This window comes from uncultured Tepidimonas sp., from assembly GCF_938045175.1.
GTDB lineage: Bacteria > Pseudomonadota > Gammaproteobacteria > Burkholderiales > Burkholderiaceae_C > Tepidimonas.
Genome location: NZ_CALIND010000113.1, coordinates 1 through 24,230 on the forward strand (window position 1 = coordinate 1; position 24,230 = coordinate 24,230).

The window sequence follows — 24,230 nt, forward strand, 5'->3', positions numbered from 1 at the left end:
GTGGTGTAGCTGGAGGCTGTCACGCCCAGCGCGAACAGCACGCCGTTGTCGATGGCCGCGGCCAGCCGCGGCAGGTCGATGGCGCGGTGCAGCGTGTCCACCAGCGGCAGGCTGTCCAGCAGCGCGCGGTGGCGGCGGACCTGGCGCATCAACGTCAGCCCGGCGCTGAGCAGGTTCGGACGGCCCAGGCGCAGCGCCTGCAAGCGGTACACCTGCTCGGAGCGCAGCCGGCTCCAAAACGACGTCAGCCGGTCCAGCGCGTGCAAGCCTTCGTCGGCGCAACTGGCCACGAAGGTGGCGTTGAGCGCGCCGGCCGAGGTGCCCACCAGCACGTCGAACGGCAGCCGTGGGCCCGGCAGCAGGCGCGCCAGCGCGCGCAGCACCCCCACTTGGTAGGCGGTGCGCGCACCGCCGCCCATCAGCACCAGCGCCCGCCGCCCCGGGGGTGGGGGGGCATCGGCGGGCAAGGCGGTGGCAAGCAAGGTGTCCAGGGCCATGGGGCTTGGCGGGTCGATTCGATTCAGTATCGATGTGGCGTGGGCGCGGCGGCCATCGGGACTATCCCGGGGCCGGGTTGGGCGCGGCGGGGCGCTTGTCACGACGCCGTCAAACGGGCATAGTAAGGGTGTGGGGTCAGCCGCACGGGCTGCCGCCCCACAAGGCGAACCCGGTCGGTCGGCGGCCGGGTCCAGTCCATTGAGGCAACGATAGGAGGCCCCGTCATGAACCTGACCATCAGCGGACACCACCTCGAAGTCACGCCCGCCCTGCGCAGCTACGTCACCAGCAAGCTGGAGCGTATCTCGCGCCATTTCGACCAAGTGGTGGACATCCGTGTCCTGCTCACCGTCGACAAGATCAAGGACAAGGATCACCGGCAGAAGGCCGAGTGCAATATTCACGTCAAAGGCAAGGACATCTACGCGGAGAGCACGCACGCCGATCTGTACGCGGCGGTCGATGAGCTGGCCGACAAGCTCGATCGCCAGGTGTTGCGCTACAAGGACAAGGTCCAAGAGCACCATCACCTGCCCGTCAAGCGCGAAATCGCCTGAACACACTGCAGGCAGCCCGTGCTGTGGCGCACAAACCGCTTGCTTCGGCAAGCGGTTTGTCCTTTCTAGGCCGATGCAGGGCCGCCGAGTTGGCGGCATAATGGGCCCTCGTTCCGAGGCACAGCGATGAACCGACTTTCTGCGATCCTTCCGCCTGAGCACGTGCAGGTGGCCGTCGAGGCCACGAGCAAGAAGCGTGCGTTCGAGGAGGCTGGCTTGCTGTTCGAATCCCTGCACGGGCTCAACCGCGCGCTCGTGACCGACAGCCTGTTTGCGCGCGAGCGACTGGGCTCGACCGGACTGGGGCACGGCGTGGCCATTCCGCATGGGCGCATCAAGGGCCTCAAGCAGCCCATGGCCGCGGTATTCCAGCTGGCGCAGCCGATTGGTTTCGACGCGCCGGACGAGCAACCCGTCAATCTTCTGATCTTTCTGCTCGTGCCCGAGGCGGCCACGCAAAAGCATCTCGAAATCCTCTCCGAGATCGCCGAACTGCTCAGCGACACCACGCTGCGCGAAAAGCTGCGCAGCGCCGACAACGCCGCCACGCTGCACGGCCTGATCGCGGGCTGGCAGTCGGCCCATGCCGCCGCCTGATGCGCCGCCCGCGCGCATGATCCCGACGCGCGCCCCCCGGCCATGAAACCCAGCGCCGTCAGCGCCGATGCCCTGTTCGAGGACCACCGCGAGACCCTGAAGTGGCAGTGGGTCGCGGGCCAGTCGGCCTCCGAGCGTCGCTTCGACGACAAAGCCGTGGCCGAAGCGCGCTCGGGCGCGGATCTGGTGGGCTATCTCAACTACATCCACCCCTATCGCGCCCAGGTGTTGGGGGCGCGCGAGGTGGCGTATCTGCACAACGCCACCGCCGAGGACTGCCGTCGGCGCGTGGCGCGCATCGTCACGCTCGAGCCGCCGCTGCTGGTCGTGGCCGACGACCAGCCCCCGCCGCCCGAGTTGGTGGCGATGTGCGAGCGCGCGCACATACCGCTGTTTGCCACCGCGGCCTCGGCCGGATTCGTCATCGATGTGCTGCGCGCCTACCTCTCGCGCCACTTCGCCGAGCGCACCACCCTGCACGGCGTGTTCATGGACATTTTGGGCCTGGGCGTGCTCATCACGGGCGAGTCCGGTCTGGGCAAGAGCGAGCTGGGGCTGGAGCTGATCACGCGCGGACACGGCCTGGTCGCCGACGATGCGGTCGATCTCTACCGCGTCAGTCAAACGACGATCGAAGGGCGCTGCCCAGACTTGCTGCAAAACCTGCTGGAGGTGCGCGGCATCGGCCTGCTTGACATCAAGGCCATCTTTGGCGAGACGGCGGTGCGCCGCAAAATGCGGTTGCGCCTGATCGTGCATCTGGTGCGGCTGTCGACACTGGAGCGTGACTACGAGCGGCTGCCCAGCGAGCCGATGTACCAGGACGTGCTGGGGGTGGCGATCCGCAAAGCGGTCATTCCCGTGGTGGCGGGGCGCAACATCGCCGTGCTCGTCGAAGCCGCGGTGCGCAACGCGATATTGCAACTGCGCGGCATCGATACGTACCAGGAGTTCGTGCAGCGCCAGCGCGCCGCCATGCTGCGCGACGGCTAGGCGCGCTCAACCCCGGCGCGCGCGATTGCCACGGTGCGGGCAGTCTTGACGCTGGCAGTGCGCATACAGTGAGAGCGCGTGCTCCTGCAGCGCAAACCCGCGTTCTTGCGCGATCGCCTGCTGCCGCCGTTCGATTTCAGCGTCGTAAAACTCCTCGACCCGGCCGCAGTCCAGGCATACCAGGTGGTCGTGGTGCTGGCCTTCATTGAGCTCGTAGACGGCCTTGCCCGACTCGAAGTTGCTGCGCACCAAGATGCCGGCCTGCTCAAACTGCATCAGCACGCGATAGACCGTGGCCAGCCCGATGTCGGACTGCTCCTCGAGCAGTGCCTTGAAGACGTCTTCGGCCGTCATGTGCCGCTGCCGCCCGGACTGAAAAATTTCCAGGATCTTCAGGCGCGGCAGCGTGGCCTTGAGCCCCGTGCTCTTGAGTTCGTCGATACCAGTCATGCGTGGGGGTGGTGGGTTGGGCCGCAGGCGCGCGACACTACAATGGGTGAGATGATATAACCACGCACCGGTTTGCGTGTATCCGTGTGCCCATTTCTGACGACTGCCATGAACCCTGCCCGCCTTGACCCGACATCGACCCCCCGGCGTGCGGCCGTCTGGGCGGTGCCGCTGCTGTTGACGCTGTCTGGCTGCTCGGCCCTCGACGGGGCATCGGCGCGCTTGTCCAACCTGGGCGGGCTTATCACCCCGTATCGGATGGATATCTTGCAAGGCAACGTGGTGGTGCGCGAGCAGGTGCAGGCGTTGCAGCCGGGCATGACGCGCGAGCAGGTGCAAGCCATCCTGGGTACGCCGTTGGTGGCCAGCGTCTTCCACGCCCACCGCTGGGACTATGTCTTTACCTTCCAGCGCCAGGGCCAGCCGCCACAGCGGCGCGTGGTGACCGTCTTTTTCCGCGACGACCGGCTCGAGCGCGTGCAGGCCGATGAGCTACCCACGGAAGAGGAGTTCGTGGCGTCGCTGCAGGTGCGCCGCCCGCCCGGGCGGGTGCCGGTGCTCGAAGCCACCGAGGAGCAGCTCCAGGCCGCGGAGTCCAAGGCACCGGCTGCCTCCCGGGCGCCGGTGGAGCCCGCATCGGCGGCTCCCGCTCCCGCCCCCGCGCCTGCGACGTCCTATCCGCCCCTCGAGCCGCGTTGAACGTTTGCCCCTTGCTCGCACCATGACCGCCTCCACCCCCCATCGCGTCGCCATCGCCGGCGCCAGCGGCCGCATGGGCCGTATGTTGATCGAAGCCGTGTTGGCGGCCGACGACTGTGTGCTGACGGCTGCACTCGACCGGCCCGACAGCCCCGCGCTGGGGCAGGATGCGGCCGCCTTTTTGGGGCAATCCAGCGGGGTGCGCATCGCCGCAGACATCGACGTGGCGCTGTCGGCCAGCGACGTCCTCATCGACTTCACCCGCCCGCAGGGCACGATGGCGCACGTGGCGGCCGCCGTGCGCCACGGCACCGCGCTGGTCATCGGTACCACCGGCTTCGACCCGGCGCAAAAAGCGGCGATCGCCGAGGCGGCGCAGCAAGTGCCCATCGTGCTCGCGCCCAACATGAGCGTGGGCGTCAACGTCACGCTCAAGCTGTTGGAGATGGCCGCGCGCGCCCTGTCCAGCGGCTACGACATCGAGATCGTCGAAGCCCACCACCGCCACAAGGTCGACGCGCCCAGCGGTACGGCGCTGCAGATGGGCGAGGTCATCGCCGCAGCGCAAGGCCGCAGCCTCCAAGATTGCGCCGTCTATCAGCGCGTCGGCCACACCGGCGAGCGCGAACCGGGCACCATCGGCTTTGCCACCGTGCGCGGGGGCGATGTGGTGGGCGACCACACGGTGATGTTTCTGGGCATGGGCGAGCGCATCGAAATCTCGCACAAATCCAGCAGCCGCGCCACCTATGCCCAAGGCAGCCTGCGCGCGGTGCGCTTTCTGGCCCAACAGCCGCCCGGGCTGTACGACATGGCCGACGTGCTGGGCTTGAAAAAAGAACGAACGTTCGTTTAGGGAAATCCCTCATGGGGATAGGCCCACCCCTGCGCTACAGTGTCGCCCCTGTGTGCCCGGGCGGTTCCGACCCCCCGGTCGAACGTCTGGGCATCGACATCGGGGAAATCGCATGCGTGTGAAGGACTGGCGGCTGTCCACCAAGCTGTGGACGGGCGTAGGGGTGTTGGTTGCGGCCATCGTCGCGGTGGTGGTGACGGTGTCGGCGCAATCGGCACTGACGAGCCGCGCATCGGAAGCGGCGATTCGGGCGCGCACCGAGCGGCTGTTTGCCGCGTCGCTGTGGGCGGGGTTGGTCGAAACCGATCTGACGCGCGCGCAGGCCATGTTCATCGCGCGCGACCCGATCCTGCAGACCCTCTATCTGGTGCCCATGGCCGAGGGGCGCAAACGTATGGCCGAGCTGGAGGCCAGCATCGTCGAGAAGGTGAGCGACGCCCGTGAGCGAGCGCTGCTGGATGCCGTGATGGCGCTGCGGCGCGAGATCGAAGCGGCGTTCGAGGAGGCGCAGCGCTTGCGCGAGGCGGGCGACGAGGAGCGCGCGTTGGCCGTGCTGGAGGCGCGCTACACCCCGCGCATCCCGGCGTATTTGCACGCGCTGCGCGAGTTTGCCGATTACCAACGCGCCCAGCTTGCCACCGTGCAGGCGTACTACGAAAGCAAGCGTCGCCAGAACATGATCTTCGGCTCCACCGCGATGGGCCTGCTGGTGTTGGGCATCCTCATCGGCGCGTGGGGGCTGATCCGGCACATCCGCCAGCCGCTGCAGCGCACGGTATCGTTTGCGTCCACGCTGGCCGGAGGGGATCTCACGTACGCCCTCGATACCCGGCGGCGCGATGAATTTGGCGAGATGACCCGAGCGCTGGAAACCATGCGAGGCGAACTGGCTGCCCTGGTGCGGGAAGTGCGCCACGCCAGCACCCAGCTGCAAGAGACCACGGAGGAAATCGCGCACGGCAACCAAGATCTGTCGGACCGCACCGAGCGAGCCGCCAGCAATTTGCAGGAAGCCGCGGCCAATATGGAAGCGTTGACCGAGCGCATCCGCGAAGCGGCTGCCAGCGCCCGTCGCGCCAGCGAGCAAGCGCAGGCCTTGGGGCAGCGGGCGCGCGAGAGCGATCAGGCGGTGGCCCAGCTCGTGGCCACGATGGAGGCCATCCGCCAGAGCAGCGACCGCATCGCCGCTATCACCGCCGTGATCGACGGCATCGCGTTCCAGACCAACATCCTGGCCTTGAACGCGGCGGTGGAGGCGGCCCGAGCCGGTGAGGCGGGCCGGGGGTTTGCCGTCGTGGCGGGGGAGGTGCGCGGCCTCGCCCAGCGCAGCGCCGAGGCCGCGCGCGAGATCCGTGGCTTGATCGAACACAGTGTGGCCGACGTGCAGCAGGGGACCCATCAGGTCGAACAGGCGCGCGCCACCATCGAGCGCATGCGCGACGAAGTGCACCGGCTGGGTGAATCGATCGCCGAAGGTGCACAGGCCAGTCAGGAGCAGGCGAATGGGGTCGACGAGATGAACGAGGCCATTGGCCAGCTCGACCGCATGACGCAGCAAAACGCGGCGCTGGTCGAAGAAATCGCCGCCGCCGCGCTGGCGATGCGCGAGCAAGCCACACACCTGACGGCATCGGTGGAGCGGTTTCGCGTGCCGGCCGCGTAAACGGGCAGCGCGCTGGCAGTGGGTCCCGCCCGGGGCGCTCGCCTACAATGCCTGCGCGGGGTGCCTGCGTGGGCCCGGGGCATGCCGTGCAGTCACCGTTGCGCCCATCGGGCCCCACGAGCAGCACAGGAGACAGACGCCCATGACCATCCAAACCCGCACCATCGAGTACACCCACGACGGCGACGTGTTCGAAGGACTGCTGGCGTGGGACGACCGCCAGCCGGGCCCCCGCCCCGCGGTAGCCGTGGCCCACGCCTGGGCCGGGCGCAGCGCGTTCGAGGACGGCAAGGCGCGCGCGCTGGCGGAGCTGGGCTACGTGGGCTTTGCCATGGACGTGTACGGCAAGGGCCGCCGCGGTCGCACCAAAGAGGAAAACGCCGCCCTCATGACCCCGCTGGTGCAGGACCGGGCCCGCTTGCAAGCGCGCCTGGCGGCGTCGCTGCAGACGCTGGCGGCACAGCCGCAGGTGGACGCGCAGCGGCTGGCGGCCATCGGCTTTTGCTTTGGCGGCCTGAGCGTGCTGGACATGGCGCGCACGGGGTTGCCGCTGCGCGGGGTGGTGAGTTTTCATGGGCTGTTCACCCCGCCGGGCAACACCGCGGGCCGTGCCATCAGCGCCAAAGTGCTGGCGCTGCACGGATGGGACGACCCGATGGCCACGCCGGAGGCGGTGCTGGCGTTTGCGCGTGAGATGACGCAAGCGGGTGCCGACTGGCAGCTGCACGCCTACGGCGGCACGATGCATGCCTTCACCAACCCCGAGGCCAACGATCCCGGCTTCGGCACCGTCTACAGCGCGCGCGCGGATGCGCGCTCGTGGCAGGCCATGCGCCAGTTCCTGGCCGAAGTGCTGGCCTGAGCGCTGCCTGCACTGGCGGTGCGCTGGGCCCGGGTGGTATCTGGCGCACGGCCCCCTCTACAATCGCGGCAAACCCGTCGCGGGATGCGTCCCGTGTGCCAATCCTTTTCGCTTCCATGACCGCTGCCACCGCCCCCTATTCGCCCCGTGACCTGGAGGCCACCGTGCAGGCCCAGTGGGCCGCGCGCGACGCTTACCGCGTGCGCGAAGACGCGTCGCGCCCCAAGTTTTACGCCTGCTCCATGCTGCCCTACCCCAGCGGCAAGCTGCATATGGGGCACGTGCGCAACTACACCATCAACGACATGATGGCGCGCCAGCTGCGCATGAAGGGCTACAACGTGCTCATGCCCATGGGCTGGGACGCCTTCGGGCTGCCAGCGGAAAACGCGGCCATCAAAAACGGCGTGCCGCCCGCGCGCTGGACGTACGACAACATCGCTTACATGAAGCGGCAGATGCAGGCCATGGGCCTGGCCATCGACTGGAGCCGCGAGATCGCCACGTGTTCCCCCGACTACTACAAATGGAACCAGTGGCTGTTTCTGAAGATGCTGGAACAGGGCATCGCCTACCGGCAGACCCAAGTGGTCAACTGGGACCCGGTAGACCAGACGGTGCTGGCCAATGAGCAGGTCATCGACGGGCGCGGCTGGCGCACCGGGGCGCTGGTGGAAAAGCGCGAGATCCCCGGCTACTACCTGGCCATCACGCGCTACGCCGAAGAGCTGCTGTCGGCCGTGGCCAACCCGGATGATCCCAACTTCTTGCACGGCTGGCCCGAGCGCGTGCGCCTGATGCAGGAGAACTGGATTGGCAAGAGCGTCGGCGTGCGCTTTGCCTTCCCGCACGACATCCGCGACGAGGACGGCCGCCTGATCCAGGACGGGCGGCTGCACGTGTTCACCACCCGCGCCGACACCATCATGGGGGTGACGTTTTGCGCCGTGGCGCCCGAGCATCCGCTGGCGCAGTTGGCGGCGCGCCGCGACCCGGCGCTCGCTGCCTTCATCGAGCGCTGCAAGCAAGGCGGCACCACCGAGGCGGAACTCGCGCTCAAGGAGAAGGAGGGCATGCCCACGGGGCTGGTGGTGCGCCACCCGCTCACCGGTGAGGCGGTGCCGGTGTGGGTGGGCAACTATGTGCTCATGGGCTATGGCGACGGCGCCGTCATGGGCGTGCCTGCGCACGACGAGCGCGATTTCGCGTTCGCGCGCAAGTACGGCCTGCCGATCAAACAGGTCATCGGCCCGGCGCCCGGCTCAGAGGCGGCGCTGACGTTCGACCCCACGCGTTGGCAAGACTGGTACGCGGACAAGTCGGGCGCGCTGGTGTGTGTGAATTCGGGTGTGCTCGACGGCCTGCCCCACCAGGCGGCGGTGGACAAGGTGGCCGAGCTGCTGGCGGCCCAAGGGCTGGGCGAGAAAAAGGTGACGTACCGTCTGCGCGACTGGGGCATCAGCCGCCAGCGCTACTGGGGCACGCCGATCCCCATCATCCACTGCGACGACTGCGGCCCGGTGCCCGTACCCTACGAGGATCTGCCCGTGGTGCTGCCCGAAGATCTGGTGCCCGATGGCAGCGGCAACCCGCTGGCCAAGTGCGAGGCGTTCCTGAACGTGCCGTGCCCGCGTTGTGGCAAGCCCGCGCGGCGCGAGACCGACACCATGGACACCTTCGTCGACAGTTCGTGGTACTTCATGCGCTACTGCGACCCGCAGCTGTCCGACGCCATGGTGGGCGAGGGCACGCGCTACTGGATGCCGATGGACCAGTACATCGGCGGCATCGAGCATGCCATTTTGCACCTGCTCTACGCGCGCTTTTGGACCAAGGTCATGCGCGATCTGGGGCTGGTGGCGATCGACGAGCCATTCCAGCGCCTGCTCACGCAGGGCATGGTGCTCAACCACATCTACAGCCGCCGCACCGCCAAGGGGGCCAAGGAATACTTCTGGCCGCACGACGTCGAGCCCGTGCTCGACGCCAGCGGCAAGACCGTGGGCGCGCGCCTCAAGCGCGACGTGCCCAGCGCCGACGGCGTGCTGCCCGCCGGCACGCCCATCGATTACGAGGGCGTGGGCACGATGTCCAAGTCCAAGAACAACGGCGTCGATCCGCAAGACCTGATCGACTGCTACGGCGCCGACACCGCGCGCCTGTACACGATGTTTACCGCGCCGCCCGAGGCCACGCTGGAATGGAACGATGCGGCGGTGGAAGGCAGCCACCGCTTCTTGCGCCGCGTCTGGGCGCTGGGGCAGCGCTTGGCCCAGTCGGACTGGAGCGCCGCCACCCGGTCGGTGCAGGGGGCGTCGTCGCTGGCCGAGGTGCGCTTTGGCAAGCGGGCGCAGGCGCTGCGCTGCGAAATCCACACCGTGCTCAAGCAGGTGGACTACGACTACCAGCGCATGCAGTACAACACCGTGGTGTCGGGCTGCATGAAGATGCTCAACGCGCTGGAGGCGTTCGATCCCAGCGACGAGCCCGGCGGTGGGGTGGCGCTGATCGAGGGCATGGGCATCTTGCTGCGCTGCTTGTATCCGGTCACGCCGCACCTGACCAGCCATTTGTGGCAGGCGCTGGGGTATGCCCAAGCGTTGGGCGACTTGCTCGATGCGCCGTGGCCGACGGTGGACGAGGCCGCGTTGCGCCGTGACGAAATCGAACTGGTGCTGCAAATCAACGGCAAGCTGCGCGGCAGCCTGACCGTGCCGGCCGAGGCCGACCGCGCCGCGATCGAGGCGGCAGCGCTGGCGTCGCCGGAGTTCGCCAAGTACGGCGAGGGCCGTCCCGCGCGCAAGGTGGTGGTGGTGCCGGGCCGCCTCGTCAACGTGGTGGTGTGACCATGGTCGCGCGACGCGCCTGGCTGGCAGCGGCAGGGGGCGTGCTCATCTCCGCGGCTGGGCTGGGGGGCTGCGGGTTTCGGCTGCGTGGCACCGGCTGGCGCTTCGGCTTTCGCACCCTGCGCGTGCAGGCCGCGGCCGACAGCGACGTGCTGCAGAGCCTGCGCGCGCAGTTGCAAGCGGCCGGGGTGGTGGTCACGGGCACGGGCGTGGCGGCTGCCACCACCACGCCCGCCGCGCGGCCACTGGCGGCGGACGTGATCCTGCAGGTATTGCAAGACCAGCGCGAGCGCGTCGTGGTGGGCACCACCGCGGCGGGTCAGGTGCGCGAGCTGGCGCTGCGGCGGCGCGTGCGCTTTGCGCTGCGCACGCCGGCGGGGGTCGAACTGATCCCAGAGACCGAACTCGCGCAGGAGCGCGAGCTGAGCTTTTCCGAGACCGTGGTGCTGGGCAAGGAAGCCGAAGAGGCGCTGCTGTTCGACGACATGCGCACGGCGATCGTGCGCCAGTGGTTGGTGCGGCTTGCTGCCGTGCCGCTGCGCTGAACGCGGGGCGCAGCGCTTCAGCTGCCGCGTCGCGCCTGGTGTTCGCGCATCAGCGTGCTCTTGCCGAACAGGCTCTCGATCAGGTCCACCGCCAACAACGCCGTGCGATTGCGCACGTCCAGCGCGGGGTTGAGCTCCATCACGTCCAGGCTGGCCAGCCGCCCCGTGTCGGCGATCATTTCCATGCACAGTTGCGCTTCGCGGTAGGTGGGCCCGCCGGGTACCGTCGTGCCCACACCCGGGGCGATCTCGGGGTCGAGAAAATCGACGTCGAAGCTGACGTGCAGGTGCGTGTCGGCGTCCAGCCCGGCGAGCGCCATTTCCATCGTGTGGCGCATGCCCATCTCGTCGATGTAGCGCATGTCGTACACCTCCAGGCCCTGCTCGTGCACGAAGCGCTTCTCGCCCGGATCGACGCTGCGGATACCGATCTGGCGCACCTGAGATGGGTGCAGCGCGGGAGCGTCGCCGCCCAGGCGCACCAGCGCCTCGGGGCCGAAGCCGCACAGGCACGCAACCGGCATACCGTGCAGATTGCCGCTCGGTGTCAGCGCCGCGGTGTTGAAGTCGGCGTGCGCATCCAGCCACAGCACGCGCAGCTTTCTGCCCTGTGCGCGGCAGTGGCGTGCGACCGCACTGATCGAGCCCATGGCCAGGCAGTGGTCGCCACCGAGCAGGATGGGCAGATGGCCCTGCGCGAGCTCGGCATACACCGCCTCGTGCACGGCACGGTTCCACGCCACCACCTCTGACAAGTGGCGGTAGCCCTGCACCGCTGGCTGCCACGGGTTGGGCGGGCCGCCGAGATTGCCGCGATCGAGTACCCGCAGGCCGTGGGACTCCAGTGCGGCCTGCAGCCCCGCCACTCGCAGCGCCTCCGGGCCCATCGAGGCGCCGCGTGCGCCTGCCCCCACGTCCGTGGGCGCGCCCACGAGCGCCACGGTTTCGATACCAACCGTCGTTGTCATGATCGATTCAGGGTGTCAAAACGGACAGGCCCGTAGTGTGACACGGCTTCTACAATTCGCCCATGCAAATCGGCCACGCCCAGTTGACGGCTCAGCTTCGGCGCGGGCTGGCGCCGTTGTACGTCGTGCACGGCGACGAGCCGCTGCTCGCCCAGGAGGCGGCCGACGCCATCCGGGCCGCGGCGCGTGCCGCGGGGCACAGCGAGCGCACGGTCTACACGGTCGCCGGTGTGCACACCGACTGGAGCGCGATCCTGGCGGCCGGCTCGGCGCTCAGCCTGTTTTCCGACAAGCGCCTCATCGAGGTCCGCATCCCGTCTGGCAAACCGGGAAAAGACGGGGCGCTGGCGTTGCAGCGTCTGGCCGAGTCGGCCGCTGCTGCGGCGGATACCGTGACCCTGGTGCTGCTGCCACGGCTGGACGCGGCGACGCTCAAGAGCCCATGGTTTGCCGCCTTGCAGGCGTACGGTGTGGTGGTACGCGTCGATCCCGTCGAGCGTGCCCAGTTACCGATGTGGATCGCGCAACGCCTGCAAGCCCAGGGCCAACACGTTGCCGCGGGTGACGAAGGGCAGCGCACGTTGGCCTTTTTGGTTGATCGGGTCGAAGGCAACCTGTTGGCGGCGCATCAAGAGATCGCCAAGCTGGGGCTGCTGTATCCACCCGGGGAGCTGTCCTTCGAGCAGGTGCGCACGGCCGTGTTGGACGTGGCGCGCTACGACCCCTTCGGTCTGCCCGAGGCGGTGCTCGATGGTGCCGTGGCCCGCGTGCAACGCATGCTGGACGGGCTACGGGCCGAAGGTGTGGCGCCCGTGCCCGTGCACTGGGCGCTGGCCGAGGAGGTGCGCGCGCTGCACCGGGTGCGGCTGGCGCTGGATCAGGGGCAGCCCATGCCACTGGCGCTGCGCGAAGCCCGCGTGTGGGGTGCGCGCGAGCGGCGCTACGAGCGGTTGTTGCCGCGCTTGCGCAGCACGCAGACCGGGCGCTGGCTGGTCGAGGCGCAGACGGTGGACGGTATCGTCAAAGGGTTGACGGCGCCGGATTGGCCGGCCGACCCCTGGCAGGCGCTGCATCGGCTGGCCGTCGGCGTCGCCCTGGCGTGCGCGAGCGCCGGTGCTTGAGGGGATCACCCCCGCAGTCGGGCAAGCACGGCCGGGTCGGTTTTCGGTTCTGGTACGATGCCGCGCCATGCGACGCATCGTCTTTGTCTGTCTGGCCGGGCTGTTGAGCCTGGCCGTCCATGCCGCTCCTCTCGGGGTCGAGGGTGCAGCAGAGGCCGCGCCAGCACGGGGAGCCATCGATGCGTGGATGGGCCAGCTGCACACCGTTGGTAGCGAGACGAGCGATGTCGCGGGCCGCTTGCTGGGCACGGCGCTGGGCTTGATCGGGGTGCCCTACCGTTTTGGCGGTGGATCTGCCGAGACGGGGTTTGACTGCAGCGGTTTCGTGCGCTACGTGTACGCCAACACGCTGGGCTTGTGGTTGCCGCGCCGTGCGGCCGAGCAGGCCGAAGTCACCACGCCGGTCACCAAGGACGAACTGCGCCCAGGGGATTTGGTGTTTTTCAACACCATGCGCCGCGCCTTCAGCCACGTGGGCGTGTATTTGGGCGATGGCAAATTTGTCCACGCACCCAGCAAGGGGGACAGCGTCAAGGTCAGCGACATGAACGACCGCTACTGGGCGCGCCGCTTCAACGGCGCGCGCCGGGTGGAAGCGCTTGAAAACGCGTCAGTAGGCGCACGCTGAGCCCCATCAAGGATTGACCAGCAGCCGCTCTATGTCACGTCGCAGGGTGTCGCTTTCCGGCGAAACCAGGCTGTTGTACGCCAGCACCGTGCGACCGTCGCGGCTGATCAGGTATTTGTAAAAGTTCCACTTCGGCGTGGTGCCGGTGCGCTCGACCAACTGTTTGAACAGCGGGTTGGCTTGCGGGCCGCGCACGCTGCTCTTGGCGAACATCGGGAACTGCACCCCGTAGGTGTTTTCGCAGAACTCGGCGATTTGTTGGTTGCTGCCCGGCTCCTGTTGCCCGAAGTCGTTGGACGGGAAACCGAGCACGACCAGTCCCCGGTTTCGGTAGCGGCGGTACAGCGCCTCCAAGCCCTTGTACTGGTCGGTGAAGCCGCAGTAGCTGGCGGTGTTGACGACCAGCACCACTTTGCCCGCGTACTGGCAAAGATCTTGCGGCTTTTCATCCTGCAGCCGGTCGAAGCGGTGCTGCAAGATGGCGGGGCAATCGGTTTTCGCAGCGGTGTTGGCCGCTTGGGCAGAGGCGTGGATAGGGGTGCTCATGGGCAGCAAGACCACGGCAGCCAGTGCCGCGAGGAGAGGATACCAGGGTACCTTCATCGTGCGATTCCCGACGGATGAACATTGAACCGAGCCACCATCCTACGAGCGTCGCTCGTCGTCAGGGCGGGGCGGTGACAAGGCTGCGTTGGTACAGGGGGTATGCGGCGGCCCTGCCTCAGCCCGTGGTCTCGCCTAGGACCTGTGTCCATAGCCGCCGCACCGCCCGCGCCTCGTCGCGCACCGCATCGGGGTCGACCTGCGTGCTGGCGTCGTCCAAGCGGGCGCGGTGCTGCAGCTGGCGCAGGCGCCGGTAGGCGTCGGCGGCAGCCAACCCCACGCCCGTTGGCAGCAGCCCCGCGGATTCGGCCCGCTGCAACAACGCGATGTTGCCCGCGTTGTCGCGCAAGGCGGGGTGCTTGCGGCTGTGTGCCAACACCAGGTACTGCACGGCGAATTCGACATCGATCATGCCCCCGGGGCTGTGCTTGAGGTCGAAGCGCCCCGCGCGCACGGGGTGGGCGTCGTACAAGCGCTGGCGCATGGCACGGATTTCGGCCGCCAGCGCGGCGCGGTCGCGCTCGGCGGTGATGACGGCCTCGCGCACGGCGTCGAAGCGCACGCGCAGGTCAGGCGCGCCCACCACGAAGCGTGCGCGCGTCATGGCTTGGTGTTCCCAGGTCCACGCGGTGTTGCTGCCGCGGTTTTGCTGGTAATTCTCGAAAGCCGTGAAGCTGGTCACGAGCAGGCCCGAGTTGCCGTTGGGCCGCAAAGCGGTGTCGATTTCGAACAGGTCGCCCTCGCCGGTCTTGACGGTCAGCCAGTTGATCAGTTTGCGCACGAAGGCCGCGTACACCTCGGGCGCGCGCTCATCGTCGTCGTCATACACGAAGACGATGTCGAGGTCGCTGCCGTAGCCCAGTTCCTTGCCGCCCAGTTTGCCGTAGCCGATGATGGCGTGGCGCGGTTCGTCGCGGTGGCGGTTTTTCAGGCGTTGCCAGCACCAGCGGCCGGTGATGTCCAGCACCGCGTCGGCCAGCGCGCTCAAGTCGTCGGCCACCTGCTCCACCGTCAGCAGCCCCTCCACGTCGCGCGCCAGGGTGCGAAACACCTCGGCGTGGTGCGCGCGGCGCAGCAAGTCGAGCAGCGCCTCGTCGTCGTCTTCGCCGGTCTTGTGCAGGGCCCAGCGGCGCGCTTCCAGGTCGGCCATGAACGCCTGGGGGTCGAAGCGCGTGGCGTAGAGCTCGGCGCTGGCCAGTTCGTCGATGACGCCGGGGTGGCGCAGCAGGTAGCGGGCAGGCCAGCGCGCCGCACCCAACACGCGCAGCAGCCGCTCGTGTACCGCGGGCCGCTCTTGCAGCAGGGCCAGGTAGCTCTCGCGCCGCAGCAAGGGCTCGATCCAGTCCACCAAGCGCACGGCGGCCTCGACACTGACGCGCCCGTTGTCGATCCATGCCACGGTGCGCTGCAATAGCCGCACCAGCCGCTGTCGCGCCTCGTCGCGCAAGGCCAGCACGCGCGGGTGGTCGATCCACGGCTGCAAACGCTCGGCCAAGGCCGGGGGGCAGTCGGGTAGCAGGCTCGTGAGGTCGTCGGGCTCGGCGCGGGTGCCGTGGCACCCCTTGCCGGCGCACCCCCCGTTGCCGTGGCCGCCGAGCAGCGTGTCGAACTCGTGCGCCACCACCTCGCGGTGGGCATCGAGCGCGCTCAAAAACCCCGGCACTCCGTCAAAGCCCATGGTGTGGGCGATCCACAGCAAGTCGTCGTCGCGGGTGGGCAGGATGTGCGTCTGCTGATCGTCCAGGTATTGGATGCGGTGCTCCACGCGCCGCAAAAACTCATAAGCGTCGGCCAACTGGCGCGCCTTGTCGGCGGGCATCAGGCCCGCATCGGCCACGCGCTGCAGCGCTTGCAGTGTGGGACGCGTGCGCAGCTCGGGGAATTGCCCGCCGCGCACCACCTGCAGCAGTTGCACGATGAACTCGATTTCGCGGATGCCGCCACGCGAGAGCTTGACGTCGTGCGCGCGCTCGGGGTGGCCGGCCGCGCGCCGCACCGCGTGTTCGCGAATTTGCTGGTGCAGACGCCGCAGGGCGTCGAACACCGCGTAGTCCAGGTAGCGCCGAAAGACGAAGGGCAGCACCACCGGGCGCAGCCAGGCACCGCTGCCGTCGCGGCAGGCGCTGTCGGCCGGGGCGACGACGCGGCTTTTGAGCCAGGCGAAGCGCTCCCACTCGCGGCCGTGTGCCTGGAAGTAGTCCTCCAACGCGCCCAGGGGTACCGCCGGCGGGCCCGAGTTGCCGTTGGGGCGCAGCGCCAGATCGACGCGAAACGCCTGCCCATGCTCGGTCACCTCGCTGATGAGCGCCTGCATGCGCTTGACCAGCTTGGCGAAATATTCGTGGTTGGTGATGCGCTGGCGCCCCTGGGCATCGCCGCGCGTCTCGCCGTCGGTCTCGTAGACGTAGATGAGGTCGATGTCGCTGGAGACGTTGAGCTCGCGCGCGCCCAGCTTGCCCATGCCGACGATCCACCAGCCGCAGCGCCCAGGCTCGGCCTGCAAATCGGGGGGCAGCGGCGTGCCCGCCCGCTGGGGGCCGGCCTGCGGGGGGCCGTGGATGGCGTCGAGTTCGGCGCGTGCGGCGCGCGCGGCTTCATCGAGCACCAGTTCGGCCAGCGCGGTCATGGCGTGTGTGATGGCCGACAATGGCGCGCCTTGTTCACAGTCGAGTACCGCCAATCGCTCCAGCGTCAGGTGGCGCACGATGCGCAGGGCCGCCGGCACGTCGTGGCCGTGTGCACGCAGGGTTTGCCAAGTTTGGCGCAACGAAGCAGCGTCAGGCACACCCGGCGGCAACCAGTGGCGTTCGGTCTCGTAGCGGCGCCGGATGCGTTGCACGAACCGGCTGTGGTCGGCGTTGGGCGAACCAACGCAAGCGCTCGACATCATAATTTCGTGTGACTGCACCGATGACCTCCTCTGCCGTGTCTCGCCGCCTGCGCCTGTGGGCATGGGCGACGCAGCTCCTCTTCGCAGGGGTGGTGGCCGTTTGGTTGTTGCTCGGGGTGGCGTGGGGGGCTCTCCAGTTCTGGATTGTGCCGCGGGCCGAGGCATGGCGTCCGGCGCTGGAGGCGGTGGCCACACGCGCCCTGGGGGTGCGGGTGACGGTGGGGGCGATCGAGGCAGCTGCCACTGGGCCGGTGCCAGGGTTGACGCTGCGCGACGTGCGGCTGCATGATGCCCAAGGCCATGAGGCGCTGCACCTGCCGCGGGTGCAAGCGGCGCTGTCGGTGGCGTCGCTGTGGCGCGTGGGATTCGAGCAGCTCGCCATCGAGGGGGCGGTGCTCGAGGTGCGGCGACTCGCAGATGGCCGATTGCAGGTCGCGGGACTGGACGTCAACGCCACCCCCGGCGACAGCCGGGCGGCCGACTGGTTTTTCGGGCAGCGCGAGTTTGCGCTGCGCGGCGGACGCGTGCGCTGGGTCGATGAGCAGCGCCCAGATGCCCCGCCCCTGGTGCTCGAGCAGGTGGATATCGTCGTGCGCAATCCCGGCTGGCGGCACGAATTTCGGCTCGACGCCACGCCGCCACCCGAGTGGGGCGAGCGCTTCAGTGTGCGGGGGCGCTTCAGCCGCCCGCTGTGGCAGACCCACCCTGGGCGCTGGCGCGACTGGTCGGGCGAGGCGTACCTCGAGGCGCCGCGGCTGGACCTGCAGCGGCTGGGGCAGTACGTGGATACCGCGGCGCTGTGGGGCGTGCGCGCGGGGCGGGCCACGGGGGCCTTGCGGCTGTGGGCCGACGTGCAGCGCGGCCAATGGCGCGCGGCCGTCGCGGACGTGCAGTGGAGCGACGTGCAGATTGCCTGGGCGCGCACAGCGGAAACCAACATCGAGCCGCTGGCCGTGGCCCACCTGGGCGGGCGGCTCGGGGTGCAGCGCGATGGCGACACGATGGTCTGGACCACGCAGGGCCTGACCATCACCACCGCCGACGGTGCCGAATGGCCACGTGGCGATGTGCGCTTCGAGCTGGCGCAGGCGGGCGATGGCGCGCTGCGCCGCTGGATGCTGACGTCGGACCGACTGGATTTGGGAGTGCTGCAACGGCTCGCGCGCGTGCTGCCGCTGGGCGACGCGGTCAACCGTTGGGCCTTGGCCACGCAGCCCGCGGGCATCGCCGAAGGGCTCGTGGTGCGCTGGTCGGCCGCGGAGCGCCCGGGCGCGCCCGAGCGCTGGTCGGCGCGCGGGCGGGTGCAGGGGCTGGCCTTGCGCCCTGGCGCAGCGGCGGCCGTGGTACCGGGCGACAACGCCAACAAGGCGCCCGCCTACGGGCGTCCGGGGGTCGAGGGCGTGGACGCCGAATTTGCCTTCGACGAGCGCGGCGGCCGCGCCAGCGTGGCGCTGCGGCGCGGGGCGCTGACGTTCCCTGGTGTTTTCGAGGAACCGCGTCTGGCGTTCGACGAGCTGAACGCGCAGCTGCGCTGGACGCTCGACGGCCCGGACATCGCGCTCGACGTCGAGCAACTGAGCTTTGCCAACGCTGACGCGGCGGGCAGCGGCCGCCTGCGCTGGCGCACCGCCGACCCGGCGCGCAGCGCGGCGCGCGATCGCTTTCCCGGGCTGCTGCAGCTCGACCTGCGGCTCACGCGCGCCGACGGCACGCGCGTGGTGCGTTATCTGCCGCTGACCGTGGGGGCCGATACACGGCAGTATCTGCGTGCGGCGATCCGGGCCGGGCGGGTGGCCCAGGCGACGTTTCGCGTCGATGGCGATCTGTGGGACTTTCCATTCGCCGCCGCGCGCCAAGGCACGTTCGAGGTGCGCGCGCAGCTGCAGGACGTGGTGCTCGACTACGCGCCGCCTTCGCTGCTGCCCGCGGGCAGCGCGCCGTGGCCCGCGCTGGCAGCGCTCGACGCCGAGTTGCGCATCGATGGCCATCGCTTGCAGGTGGCCCGCGCCAGCGGCGGCGTGCTTGGCCAGCCCGCGCTGCGCGTGGTGCAGGCCGACGCGGTGATCGCCGACTACATGGCCGATGCCCCGCTGCTGCAAGTCGATGGCCTCATCCGTGGCCCGGCCGCGGAGGCGCTGCGCTTCGTCGCCGCGTCCCCGCTGCGCGCCATGACCGACGGGGCGCTCGACGAGGTGCGCGCCGACGGCACCGTCGAGGTGCCGTTGCAGCTGCGCATCCCGCTGGACGACACCGACCGCACGCAAGTGCGCGGACAGGTGCGGCTGGCGGGCAACGACGTGCAATGGGGGCCGGATCTGCCTGCATTGCAGGGTGTGCGGGCGGTCATCGACTTCACCGATCAGGGGTTCGACCTCTCGTCGGCGAGCGCCCGTGCGCTCGGGGGTGAGCTGCGCTTTGCCGGTGGCATGACGCGCCGCGACGGCGCGGCCGTGATCCGCCTGCAGGGCCAGGGCAGCGCCAGCGCCGTCGGCCTGCAGTCGGCGCCTGCGTGGGGTTGGGCGCGCTGGCTGGGGCAGTACGCGCAGGGCGCGACACGCTACACGCTCGGGCTGGCTTTCGGCCCCAACGGGATGGATCTGCAGGTGGACACCGACCTGCGCGGCATGGCCCTGGCGCTGCCCGCGCCGCTGGCCAAGCCGGCGGAATCGGCCTGGCGCGTCGCGCTGGCGATCCAGGCGCAACCCCGCCCTGAGCCCGGCGCGGCGTCCACCCGCGATCGGCTGCGCCTGAGTATCGAGCCCGCAGCCGATGGGGTGCCGCTGCGCGCCGAGTATGAGCGCGAGCATCGAGGCGACGTCACCACGGTGCGCCGCGGGCGGCTGGCCCTGGGGGCCGAGTGGCCCGATTGGCCGGTGTCGGGGGTGGCGGGCGTCGTGCGCCTGCGCGCGCTGGACGCCGATGCGTGGGCGGCGGCGCTGGAGCCGGCCGCGCCAGTGGCGGCTGGCGCGCGCAGCGCCGCCGTTGGCTGGCGCGACGGTACCGCCTATTGGCCAACCCAGTTTGGCATCACGCTGGATCGGCTGGTGCTGGGGGGGCGGCCGTTCGACGCCCTGGTGGCCGGCGGCACGCGTGCGGGCGACGCCTGGCGTTTGTCGGTGGTGGCGCGCCAATTCAACGGTTATCTGGAGTACGACGGCGGCACGCAGGAGCGGCTGATGGCACGGCTGGCGCGGCTGCAGCTGCCGCCCAGCGCAGCGGACGACGTCGAGCGACTGGCTGGTCAGCCGCGTTCGATGCCGGCGTTGGACGTGGTGGTGGACGACTTCGAGCTGGCCGGGCGTCGCCTGGGGCGGTTGGAGCTGCAGGCCGTCAATCGCGATGCCACGCAGGGTGGCGTCGCGGCGCGCGAGTGGCGGCTGCAGACGCTGCGCCTGAGCGTGCCCGAAGCGCGCCTGAGCGCCACTGGCAATTGGGCACCCACCGCAGCGGCGCTGACGGCACCCGGACAGGCGGCCAGCGCGCGCCGTACGGCGCTGCAGGTACGGCTCGACATCGACGATGCGGGCGCGCTGTTGGATCGCTTCGGTTTTGCGGGCACGCTGCGCGGCGGACGGGGCCGGCTGGAGGGCTCGATCGGCTGGATAGGCGCGCCGCTGGCGCTACACTTGCCCAGCCTGTCCGGCGAGCTCGCGCTCGACGTGCAGCGGGGGCAATTCCTCAAGGCCGACCCCGGCATTGCCAAGCTGCTGGGGGTGCTGAGCCTGCAGTCGCTGCCGCGGAGACTGACACTGGATTTTCGCGACGTCTTCAGCGAGGGGTTTGCATTCGACTTCGTGCGCGGCCATGCCCGCATCGAGGGCGGGGTGGCCAGTACCAACAATTTGCAAATGAAGGGAGTCAGCGCCGCCGTGCTCATCGAGGGCCGCGCCGACCTGGTGCGCGAGACGCAGGACCTCACCGCCGTCGTCGTGCCGGAACTCAACGCCGGTACGGCGTCGCTGGTGGCCGCGGCGATCAACCCGGTCACCGGGCTGGGGACGTTCCTTGCGCAGTGGCTGCTGCGCGAGCCGCTGCAAGCGGCGGCCACGCAAACGTTTCGCATCACGGGCACTTGGGCCGACCCCGAGGTGGAGCGCATTGCGCGTACGATACCCGTTGCCAACCCGACCGATGCCAACCCGGAGCCAAACCGATGAAAGTCGCCACCATTCAAATGGTCTCCGGCGTCAGCCTGGAGCACAACCTGACGCAGGCGCACGAACTGCTCGACCAAGCCCGCCACGCGGGTGCCGAGCTGGCCGTGTTGCCAGAGTACTTCGGCTTCATGGGCGCGCGCGACGCCGACAAACTGTTGCTGGCCGAGCCGCCGGGCCTGGGCAAGATGCAGGATTTTTTGTCCGACGCCGCGCGCGAGCTGGGGCTGTGGATCGTGGGCGGCACGGTGCCGCTGGCCACTGACGATCCGCAGCACGCGGCCAACGCGTCGCTCGCGTTCGACCCGCACGGGCGCTGCGTGGCACGCTACGACAAGATTCACCTGTTTCGCTTTCACGACGGGCAGCAGGGCTACGACGAAGCGGCCGTGCTGCAAGCTGGGGAGCGGCCGGTGGCGTTCACCCTGCGCGACCGCTCCGGCACCGACTGGCGCGTGGGCTTGAGCGTGTGTTACGACTTGCGCTTTCCCGAGTTGTATCGATTGTTGGCGGCGGACGTGCTGGTGGTGCCGGCCGCGTTTACCCATGTGACGGGACAAGCGCACTGGGAGGTGCTGCTGCGCGCGCGCGCCATCGAAAACCAGGCCTACGTGATCGCCAGCGCCCAAGGGGGCCGCCACGAAAACGGCCGCCAGACGTGGGGCCAGAGCATGATCGTCGACCCCTGGGGAGTGGTGCTGGCGCAGCAGGCCACGGGGCCCGGGGTGGTGGTGGCCGATCTCAAGCGCGAGCGGCTGCTCGACGTGCGGCGCCGGCTGCCGGCGCTGAGCCACCGGCGCCTGTGAGCCGTGGTGGGCGCGCTTACTCGTGCGGGGACGGGGGCGGGGGTGGTGGCCGAGACCCGGGCGCGCGCTCAGGCGCCGGGGGTGCCGCATCCGGTGCGGGCGCGGCCTCGGGCGGCTCGCCCCGCTTGCGGCCCGCGAACATGGTCCACCAGACGATGAAGATGAACAACAACAGGGCGCCTAGCGCTTCGAGCAGCAACAGGGTCATGACGGCAACGGGTAAGAGAATCGGTCGGGCGGTGCGGCGGGTGGCTGGCTGGGGGGCGGTCATCGTCGTGGGCGCCATGGCGGGCTGTGGCAGCGTACCCGTCGCGGTCACCGATGCGTCGCCGCCCGCGCCCACGCTCCCCGCAGTGGAGCCGGCAGCCCCTCTGCAGGTTCCCCAACCGCCCGCGGTTGCCCTGCCTGTCCCGGTGGATGGCGAGGGACCGGCCGTGCTCACCCCCCTCGACGCGGCGTGGCAGGCGGCCGATGCGAGGCCGCTGCCGCCCCCCGTGCGGCGCGGGGCCGCGCTGTGGCAGCCGGTGCGCTGGAGCGAACTGCCCGGCTGGGGACGGGACGCCCTGCACGAGGCATGGAACGCCTGGCTGCGCAGCTGCGAGCGACCCGCCCCGCCGTGGGGCCCCATCTGCGCCGAGATGCGGCGCCTGACGCTGGGCGACGAGGCCGAGCGCCATGCCTGGATCATGCAGCGCCTGCAGCCCTACCGCGTGCTGGCGCCGGACGGGGCCAACCGGCCCGGCTTGCTGACCGGCTACTACGAGCCTGAGCTGCTGGCCAGCCGGGTGGCGCACGGACCCTACCGCGTCCCGCTCTACGCACCGCCGGCCGCGCTGGCCAGTGCCGCCGGGCAGCCGTGGTACACGCGGCAGCAAATCGACAGCGACCCGCAGGTGCAGCAGCTGCTGCAGGGCCAGGTGCTGGCCTGGCTGGCCGACCCGCTCGATGCGCTGCTGCTGCAAATCCAGGGTTCGGGGCGGCTGCGTATCCTCGAGCCCGATGGGCGCATTTCGCTCGTGCGGCTGGCGTTTGCCGCGCACAACGGGCACCCGTACCAGAGCGTCGGTCGCTGGCTGCTGGAGCGGCGCGAGATCCGCGAGGGCACCTGGGAAGCCATCCGCGCGTGGGCCGCGGCCAACCCGCAGCGCCTCGACGAGCTGCTGTGGGTCAACCCGCGCGTCGTCTTCTTTCGTGAGGAGCCGCTGACCATGCTCGACGCCCAGTTCGGCCCCCGCGGGGCGCAGGGCGTGGCGCTCACCCCGGGCCGCTCGGTCGCGGTCGATCGCGATGCGATTCCCTACGGCACCCCGTTGTGGCTGGCTTCCAGCGGGTCCGTGGCGCGGCTGCAGCGGCTGGTGCTGGCGCAGGACACAGGCAGCGCCATCGTGGGTGCCGTGCGCGCCGATTTTTTCGTCGGCTGGGGCGATGCCGCCTATCCGCTGGCGGCGGGCCTGAAGCAACCGCTGCAACTGTGGGCTTTGTGGCCGCGCGCGCAACGCTGAGTCCGACCCCTTCCCAACGATCCAGGAGTGAGCTGTTCATGACGATGCGTATCGGAATCCTGACCGGCGGCGGTGACTGCCCCGGCCTCAACGCCGTCATTCGCGCGGTGGCCAAATCGCTGTTGCGCCAGTGTGGCGCGCAGGTCATCGGTATCGAAGACGGTTTTGGCGGCCTGATGGCCGACACGCCGCGCGTGCGCGAGCTGACCTGGGAGTCGGTCAGCGGCATCTTGATGCGGGGCGGCACCATTTTGGGCACCAGCAACCGTGCCAACCCCCTGCGCAGCGAGGCCGACACCGAACGCGTGCTGGCCCACGCGCGCGCCCTGGGGCTGCAGGCGCTGGTGGTGATCGGCGGCGACGGCAGCATGGCCATCGCGCACGGTCTGGCGCAGCGTGGCTTGCCCATCGTGGGCGTGCCCAAGACGATCGACAACGACATCGTGGGCTGCGAGCGCAGCTTTGGGTTCGACACTGCGGTGGCCACGGTGGCCGAGGCGATCGAGCGGCTGCAGACCACCGCGCAGAGCCACAGCCGGGTGATGATCGTCGAGACCATGGGCCGCTACGCAGGCTGGATCGCGCTGGAGGCGGGGCTAGCCGGCGCGGCGGACGTGATCCTGCTGCCCGAGATCGATTTCGACCTCGATGCGGTGGCAGCCGTCTGCCGCACGCGCGAGCGGCGCCAGCGCTACACCATCATCTGCATCGGTGAGGGCGCCAAACCCCGGGGGGGTGAGCGCACCGTGCAGCAGCGCATCGCCGACAGCCCCGACCCGATCCGCTTGGGCGGCGTGGCGCACGTGCTGCGCGAGCAGCTGCAGCCGCGGCTCGATTCGGAGGTGCGCGCCACCGTGCTCGGCCACGTGCAGCGGGGCGGCTCGCCCACGCCGTTCGACCGTGTGCTGGCCACCCAGTTCGGCAACGAGGCGGCGCAGCTCATCATGCAGGGCCAATACAACCGCATGGTCACGCTGCACGGTGGGCGGCTG

At 69.7% G+C, this 24,230-nt stretch carries 21 protein-coding genes; 15 read left to right on the top strand and 6 right to left on the bottom strand.

Features of this window, described 5'->3' with window-relative positions:
- The coding region (locus Q0716_RS05915; protein WP_299020779.1) for a patatin-like phospholipase family protein at positions 1 to 497 on the bottom strand (497 nt) is incomplete at its 3' end.
- Positions 498 to 722: 225 nt separating this feature from the next.
- Here Q0716_RS05915 and raiA point away from each other — a divergent pair.
- The 3 genes from raiA to hprK all read left to right on the top strand — a co-directional run bounded on the left by raiA (position 723) and on the right by hprK (position 2,645).
- Positions 723 to 1,055 carry a ribosome-associated translation inhibitor RaiA gene (gene raiA, locus Q0716_RS05920; protein ID WP_299020781.1) on the top strand — a complete coding sequence of 111 codons (333 nt, stop codon included), beginning with the start codon at positions 723 to 725 and terminating at the stop codon, positions 1,053 to 1,055.
- 126 nt (positions 1,056 to 1,181) lie between these two features.
- Complete coding sequence (ptsN, locus tag Q0716_RS05925; RefSeq protein ID WP_299020782.1) at positions 1,182 to 1,652, top strand: PTS IIA-like nitrogen regulatory protein PtsN; 471 nt, start codon at positions 1,182 to 1,184, stop codon at positions 1,650 to 1,652.
- 42 nt (positions 1,653 to 1,694) lie between these two features.
- Positions 1,695 to 2,645, top strand: a complete 951-nt coding sequence (gene hprK, locus Q0716_RS05930) for an HPr(Ser) kinase/phosphatase (protein ID WP_299020784.1) — start codon at positions 1,695 to 1,697, stop codon at positions 2,643 to 2,645.
- A 6-nt stretch (positions 2,646 to 2,651) separates the two neighbouring features.
- Here hprK and fur read toward each other — a convergent pair whose 3' ends face one another.
- Positions 2,652 to 3,095 (bottom strand): ferric iron uptake transcriptional regulator, encoded by a 444-nt coding sequence (gene fur / locus Q0716_RS05935; RefSeq protein ID WP_299020786.1) that lies wholly within the window; start codon positions 3,093 to 3,095, stop codon positions 2,652 to 2,654.
- Between the two features lie 108 nt (positions 3,096 to 3,203).
- Here fur and Q0716_RS05940 point away from each other — a divergent pair, with 108 nt between their 5' ends.
- The 6 genes from Q0716_RS05940 (at position 3,204) to lptE (ending at position 10,566) form a co-directional block, all read left to right on the top strand.
- Positions 3,204 to 3,794 carry an outer membrane protein assembly factor BamE gene (locus tag Q0716_RS05940; RefSeq protein ID WP_299020788.1) on the top strand — a complete coding sequence of 197 codons (591 nt, stop codon included), beginning with the start codon at positions 3,204 to 3,206 and terminating at the stop codon, positions 3,792 to 3,794.
- Between the two features lie 22 nt (positions 3,795 to 3,816).
- On the top strand, positions 3,817 to 4,650 hold the full coding sequence (gene dapB, locus Q0716_RS05945) for a 4-hydroxy-tetrahydrodipicolinate reductase (RefSeq protein WP_299020790.1): 834 nt from the start codon (positions 3,817 to 3,819) through the stop codon (positions 4,648 to 4,650).
- A gap of 112 nt (positions 4,651 to 4,762) precedes the next feature.
- Positions 4,763 to 6,313, top strand: a complete 1,551-nt coding sequence (locus tag Q0716_RS05950) for a methyl-accepting chemotaxis protein (protein ID WP_299020792.1) — start codon at positions 4,763 to 4,765, stop codon at positions 6,311 to 6,313.
- Between the two features lie 142 nt (positions 6,314 to 6,455).
- Complete coding sequence (locus Q0716_RS05955) at positions 6,456 to 7,175, top strand: dienelactone hydrolase family protein (protein WP_299020793.1); 720 nt, start codon at positions 6,456 to 6,458, stop codon at positions 7,173 to 7,175.
- Between the two features lie 116 nt (positions 7,176 to 7,291).
- Positions 7,292 to 10,021, top strand: coding sequence for a leucine--tRNA ligase (leuS, locus tag Q0716_RS05960; RefSeq protein ID WP_299020795.1), 2,730 nt, complete (start codon positions 7,292 to 7,294; stop codon positions 10,019 to 10,021).
- A gap of 2 nt (positions 10,022 to 10,023) precedes the next feature.
- Positions 10,024 to 10,566 carry an LPS assembly lipoprotein LptE gene (gene lptE / locus Q0716_RS05965; protein WP_299020796.1) on the top strand — a complete coding sequence of 181 codons (543 nt, stop codon included), beginning with the start codon at positions 10,024 to 10,026 and terminating at the stop codon, positions 10,564 to 10,566.
- Positions 10,567 to 10,583: 17 nt separating this feature from the next.
- On the opposite strand, the gene rocF is transcribed toward lptE, so the two are convergent.
- Complete coding sequence (rocF, locus tag Q0716_RS05970; protein WP_299020797.1) at positions 10,584 to 11,534, bottom strand: arginase; 951 nt, start codon at positions 11,532 to 11,534, stop codon at positions 10,584 to 10,586.
- A gap of 62 nt (positions 11,535 to 11,596) precedes the next feature.
- Between rocF and holA the strand changes: the two genes are divergently transcribed.
- Entirely contained in the window at positions 11,597 to 12,655 is a 1,059-nt protein-coding gene (gene holA / locus Q0716_RS05975) for a DNA polymerase III subunit delta (RefSeq protein ID WP_299020798.1), read from the top strand.
- Positions 12,656 to 12,722: 67 nt separating this feature from the next.
- Positions 12,723 to 13,283, top strand: a complete 561-nt coding sequence (locus Q0716_RS05980) for a C40 family peptidase (RefSeq protein WP_299020799.1) — start codon at positions 12,723 to 12,725, stop codon at positions 13,281 to 13,283.
- Between the two features lie 6 nt (positions 13,284 to 13,289).
- Here Q0716_RS05980 and Q0716_RS05985 read toward each other — a convergent pair whose 3' ends face one another.
- Positions 13,290 to 13,829, bottom strand: a complete 540-nt coding sequence (locus tag Q0716_RS05985) for a glutathione peroxidase (protein ID WP_299020800.1) — start codon at positions 13,827 to 13,829, stop codon at positions 13,290 to 13,292.
- A 175-nt stretch (positions 13,830 to 14,004) separates the two neighbouring features.
- Entirely contained in the window at positions 14,005 to 16,776 is a 2,772-nt protein-coding gene (gene glnE / locus Q0716_RS05990; RefSeq protein WP_299020809.1) for a bifunctional [glutamate--ammonia ligase]-adenylyl-L-tyrosine phosphorylase/[glutamate--ammonia-ligase] adenylyltransferase, read from the bottom strand.
- Positions 16,777 to 16,796: 20 nt separating this feature from the next.
- On the opposite strand from glnE, the gene Q0716_RS05995 reads away from it, so the two are divergent.
- Together Q0716_RS05995 and Q0716_RS06000 are read left to right on the top strand one after the other, a co-directional pair.
- Positions 16,797 to 20,933, top strand: a complete 4,137-nt coding sequence (locus tag Q0716_RS05995; RefSeq protein WP_299020801.1) for a YhdP family protein — start codon at positions 16,797 to 16,799, stop codon at positions 20,931 to 20,933.
- Positions 20,930 to 21,736: a carbon-nitrogen hydrolase family protein gene (locus Q0716_RS06000; RefSeq protein ID WP_299020803.1), complete on the top strand. Its 807-nt coding sequence runs from the start codon at positions 20,930 to 20,932 to the stop codon at positions 21,734 to 21,736. Before Q0716_RS05995 ends, Q0716_RS06000 begins: the two co-directional genes overlap by 4 nt.
- Positions 21,737 to 21,752: 16 nt before the next feature.
- Here the strand turns inward: Q0716_RS06000 and Q0716_RS06005 are convergent, their stop codons facing one another.
- The gene (locus Q0716_RS06005) at positions 21,753 to 21,944 is read right to left on the bottom strand and encodes a hypothetical protein (RefSeq protein WP_299020805.1); all 192 of its coding nucleotides are present in this window, start codon (positions 21,942 to 21,944) and stop codon (positions 21,753 to 21,755) included.
- Here Q0716_RS06005 and Q0716_RS06010 point away from each other — a divergent pair.
- Both Q0716_RS06010 and Q0716_RS06015 read left to right on the top strand, forming a co-directional pair.
- Complete coding sequence (locus Q0716_RS06010) at positions 21,877 to 23,238, top strand: MltA domain-containing protein (RefSeq protein WP_299020807.1); 1,362 nt, start codon at positions 21,877 to 21,879, stop codon at positions 23,236 to 23,238. The genes Q0716_RS06005 and Q0716_RS06010 overlap by 68 nt on opposite strands.
- A 44-nt stretch (positions 23,239 to 23,282) precedes the next feature.
- Positions 23,283 to 24,230 (top strand): ATP-dependent 6-phosphofructokinase (locus Q0716_RS06015; protein WP_299020810.1); only part of this gene is annotated, 948 nt, incomplete at its 3' end.

Excerpts from the sequence above, each read along its gene's own strand:
- glnE (WP_299020809.1), bottom strand. The coding sequence starts at position 16,776 with ATGATGTCGAGCGCTTGCGTTGGTTCGCCCAACGCCGACCACAGCCGG.
- Q0716_RS05985 (WP_299020800.1), bottom strand. The coding sequence starts at position 13,829 with ATGAGCACCCCTATCCACGCCTCTGCCCAAGCGGCCAACACCGCTGCG.
- Q0716_RS06010 (WP_299020807.1), top strand. The coding sequence starts at position 21,877 with ATGGTCCACCAGACGATGAAGATGAACAACAACAGGGCGCCTAGCGCT.
- lptE (WP_299020796.1), top strand. The coding sequence starts at position 10,024 with ATGGTCGCGCGACGCGCCTGGCTGGCAGCGGCAGGGGGCGTGCTCATC.
- dapB (WP_299020790.1), top strand. The coding sequence starts at position 3,817 with ATGACCGCCTCCACCCCCCATCGCGTCGCCATCGCCGGCGCCAGCGGC.
- Q0716_RS05955 (WP_299020793.1), top strand. The coding sequence starts at position 6,456 with ATGACCATCCAAACCCGCACCATCGAGTACACCCACGACGGCGACGTG.
- Q0716_RS05950 (WP_299020792.1), top strand. The coding sequence starts at position 4,763 with ATGCGTGTGAAGGACTGGCGGCTGTCCACCAAGCTGTGGACGGGCGTA.
- Q0716_RS06005 (WP_299020805.1), bottom strand. The coding sequence starts at position 21,944 with ATGACCCTGTTGCTGCTCGAAGCGCTAGGCGCCCTGTTGTTGTTCATC.
- fur (WP_299020786.1), bottom strand. The coding sequence starts at position 3,095 with ATGACTGGTATCGACGAACTCAAGAGCACGGGGCTCAAGGCCACGCTG.
- Q0716_RS05940 (WP_299020788.1), top strand. The coding sequence starts at position 3,204 with ATGAACCCTGCCCGCCTTGACCCGACATCGACCCCCCGGCGTGCGGCC.
- Q0716_RS06000 (WP_299020803.1), top strand. The coding sequence starts at position 20,930 with ATGAAAGTCGCCACCATTCAAATGGTCTCCGGCGTCAGCCTGGAGCAC.
- Q0716_RS05995 (WP_299020801.1), top strand. The coding sequence starts at position 16,797 with ATGACCTCCTCTGCCGTGTCTCGCCGCCTGCGCCTGTGGGCATGGGCG.
- rocF (WP_299020797.1), bottom strand. The coding sequence starts at position 11,534 with ATGACAACGACGGTTGGTATCGAAACCGTGGCGCTCGTGGGCGCGCCC.
- raiA (WP_299020781.1), top strand. The coding sequence starts at position 723 with ATGAACCTGACCATCAGCGGACACCACCTCGAAGTCACGCCCGCCCTG.
- Q0716_RS05980 (WP_299020799.1), top strand. The coding sequence starts at position 12,723 with ATGCGACGCATCGTCTTTGTCTGTCTGGCCGGGCTGTTGAGCCTGGCC.
- holA (WP_299020798.1), top strand. The coding sequence starts at position 11,597 with ATGCAAATCGGCCACGCCCAGTTGACGGCTCAGCTTCGGCGCGGGCTG.
- hprK (WP_299020784.1), top strand. The coding sequence starts at position 1,695 with ATGAAACCCAGCGCCGTCAGCGCCGATGCCCTGTTCGAGGACCACCGC.
- leuS (WP_299020795.1), top strand. The coding sequence starts at position 7,292 with ATGACCGCTGCCACCGCCCCCTATTCGCCCCGTGACCTGGAGGCCACC.
- ptsN (WP_299020782.1), top strand. The coding sequence starts at position 1,182 with ATGAACCGACTTTCTGCGATCCTTCCGCCTGAGCACGTGCAGGTGGCC.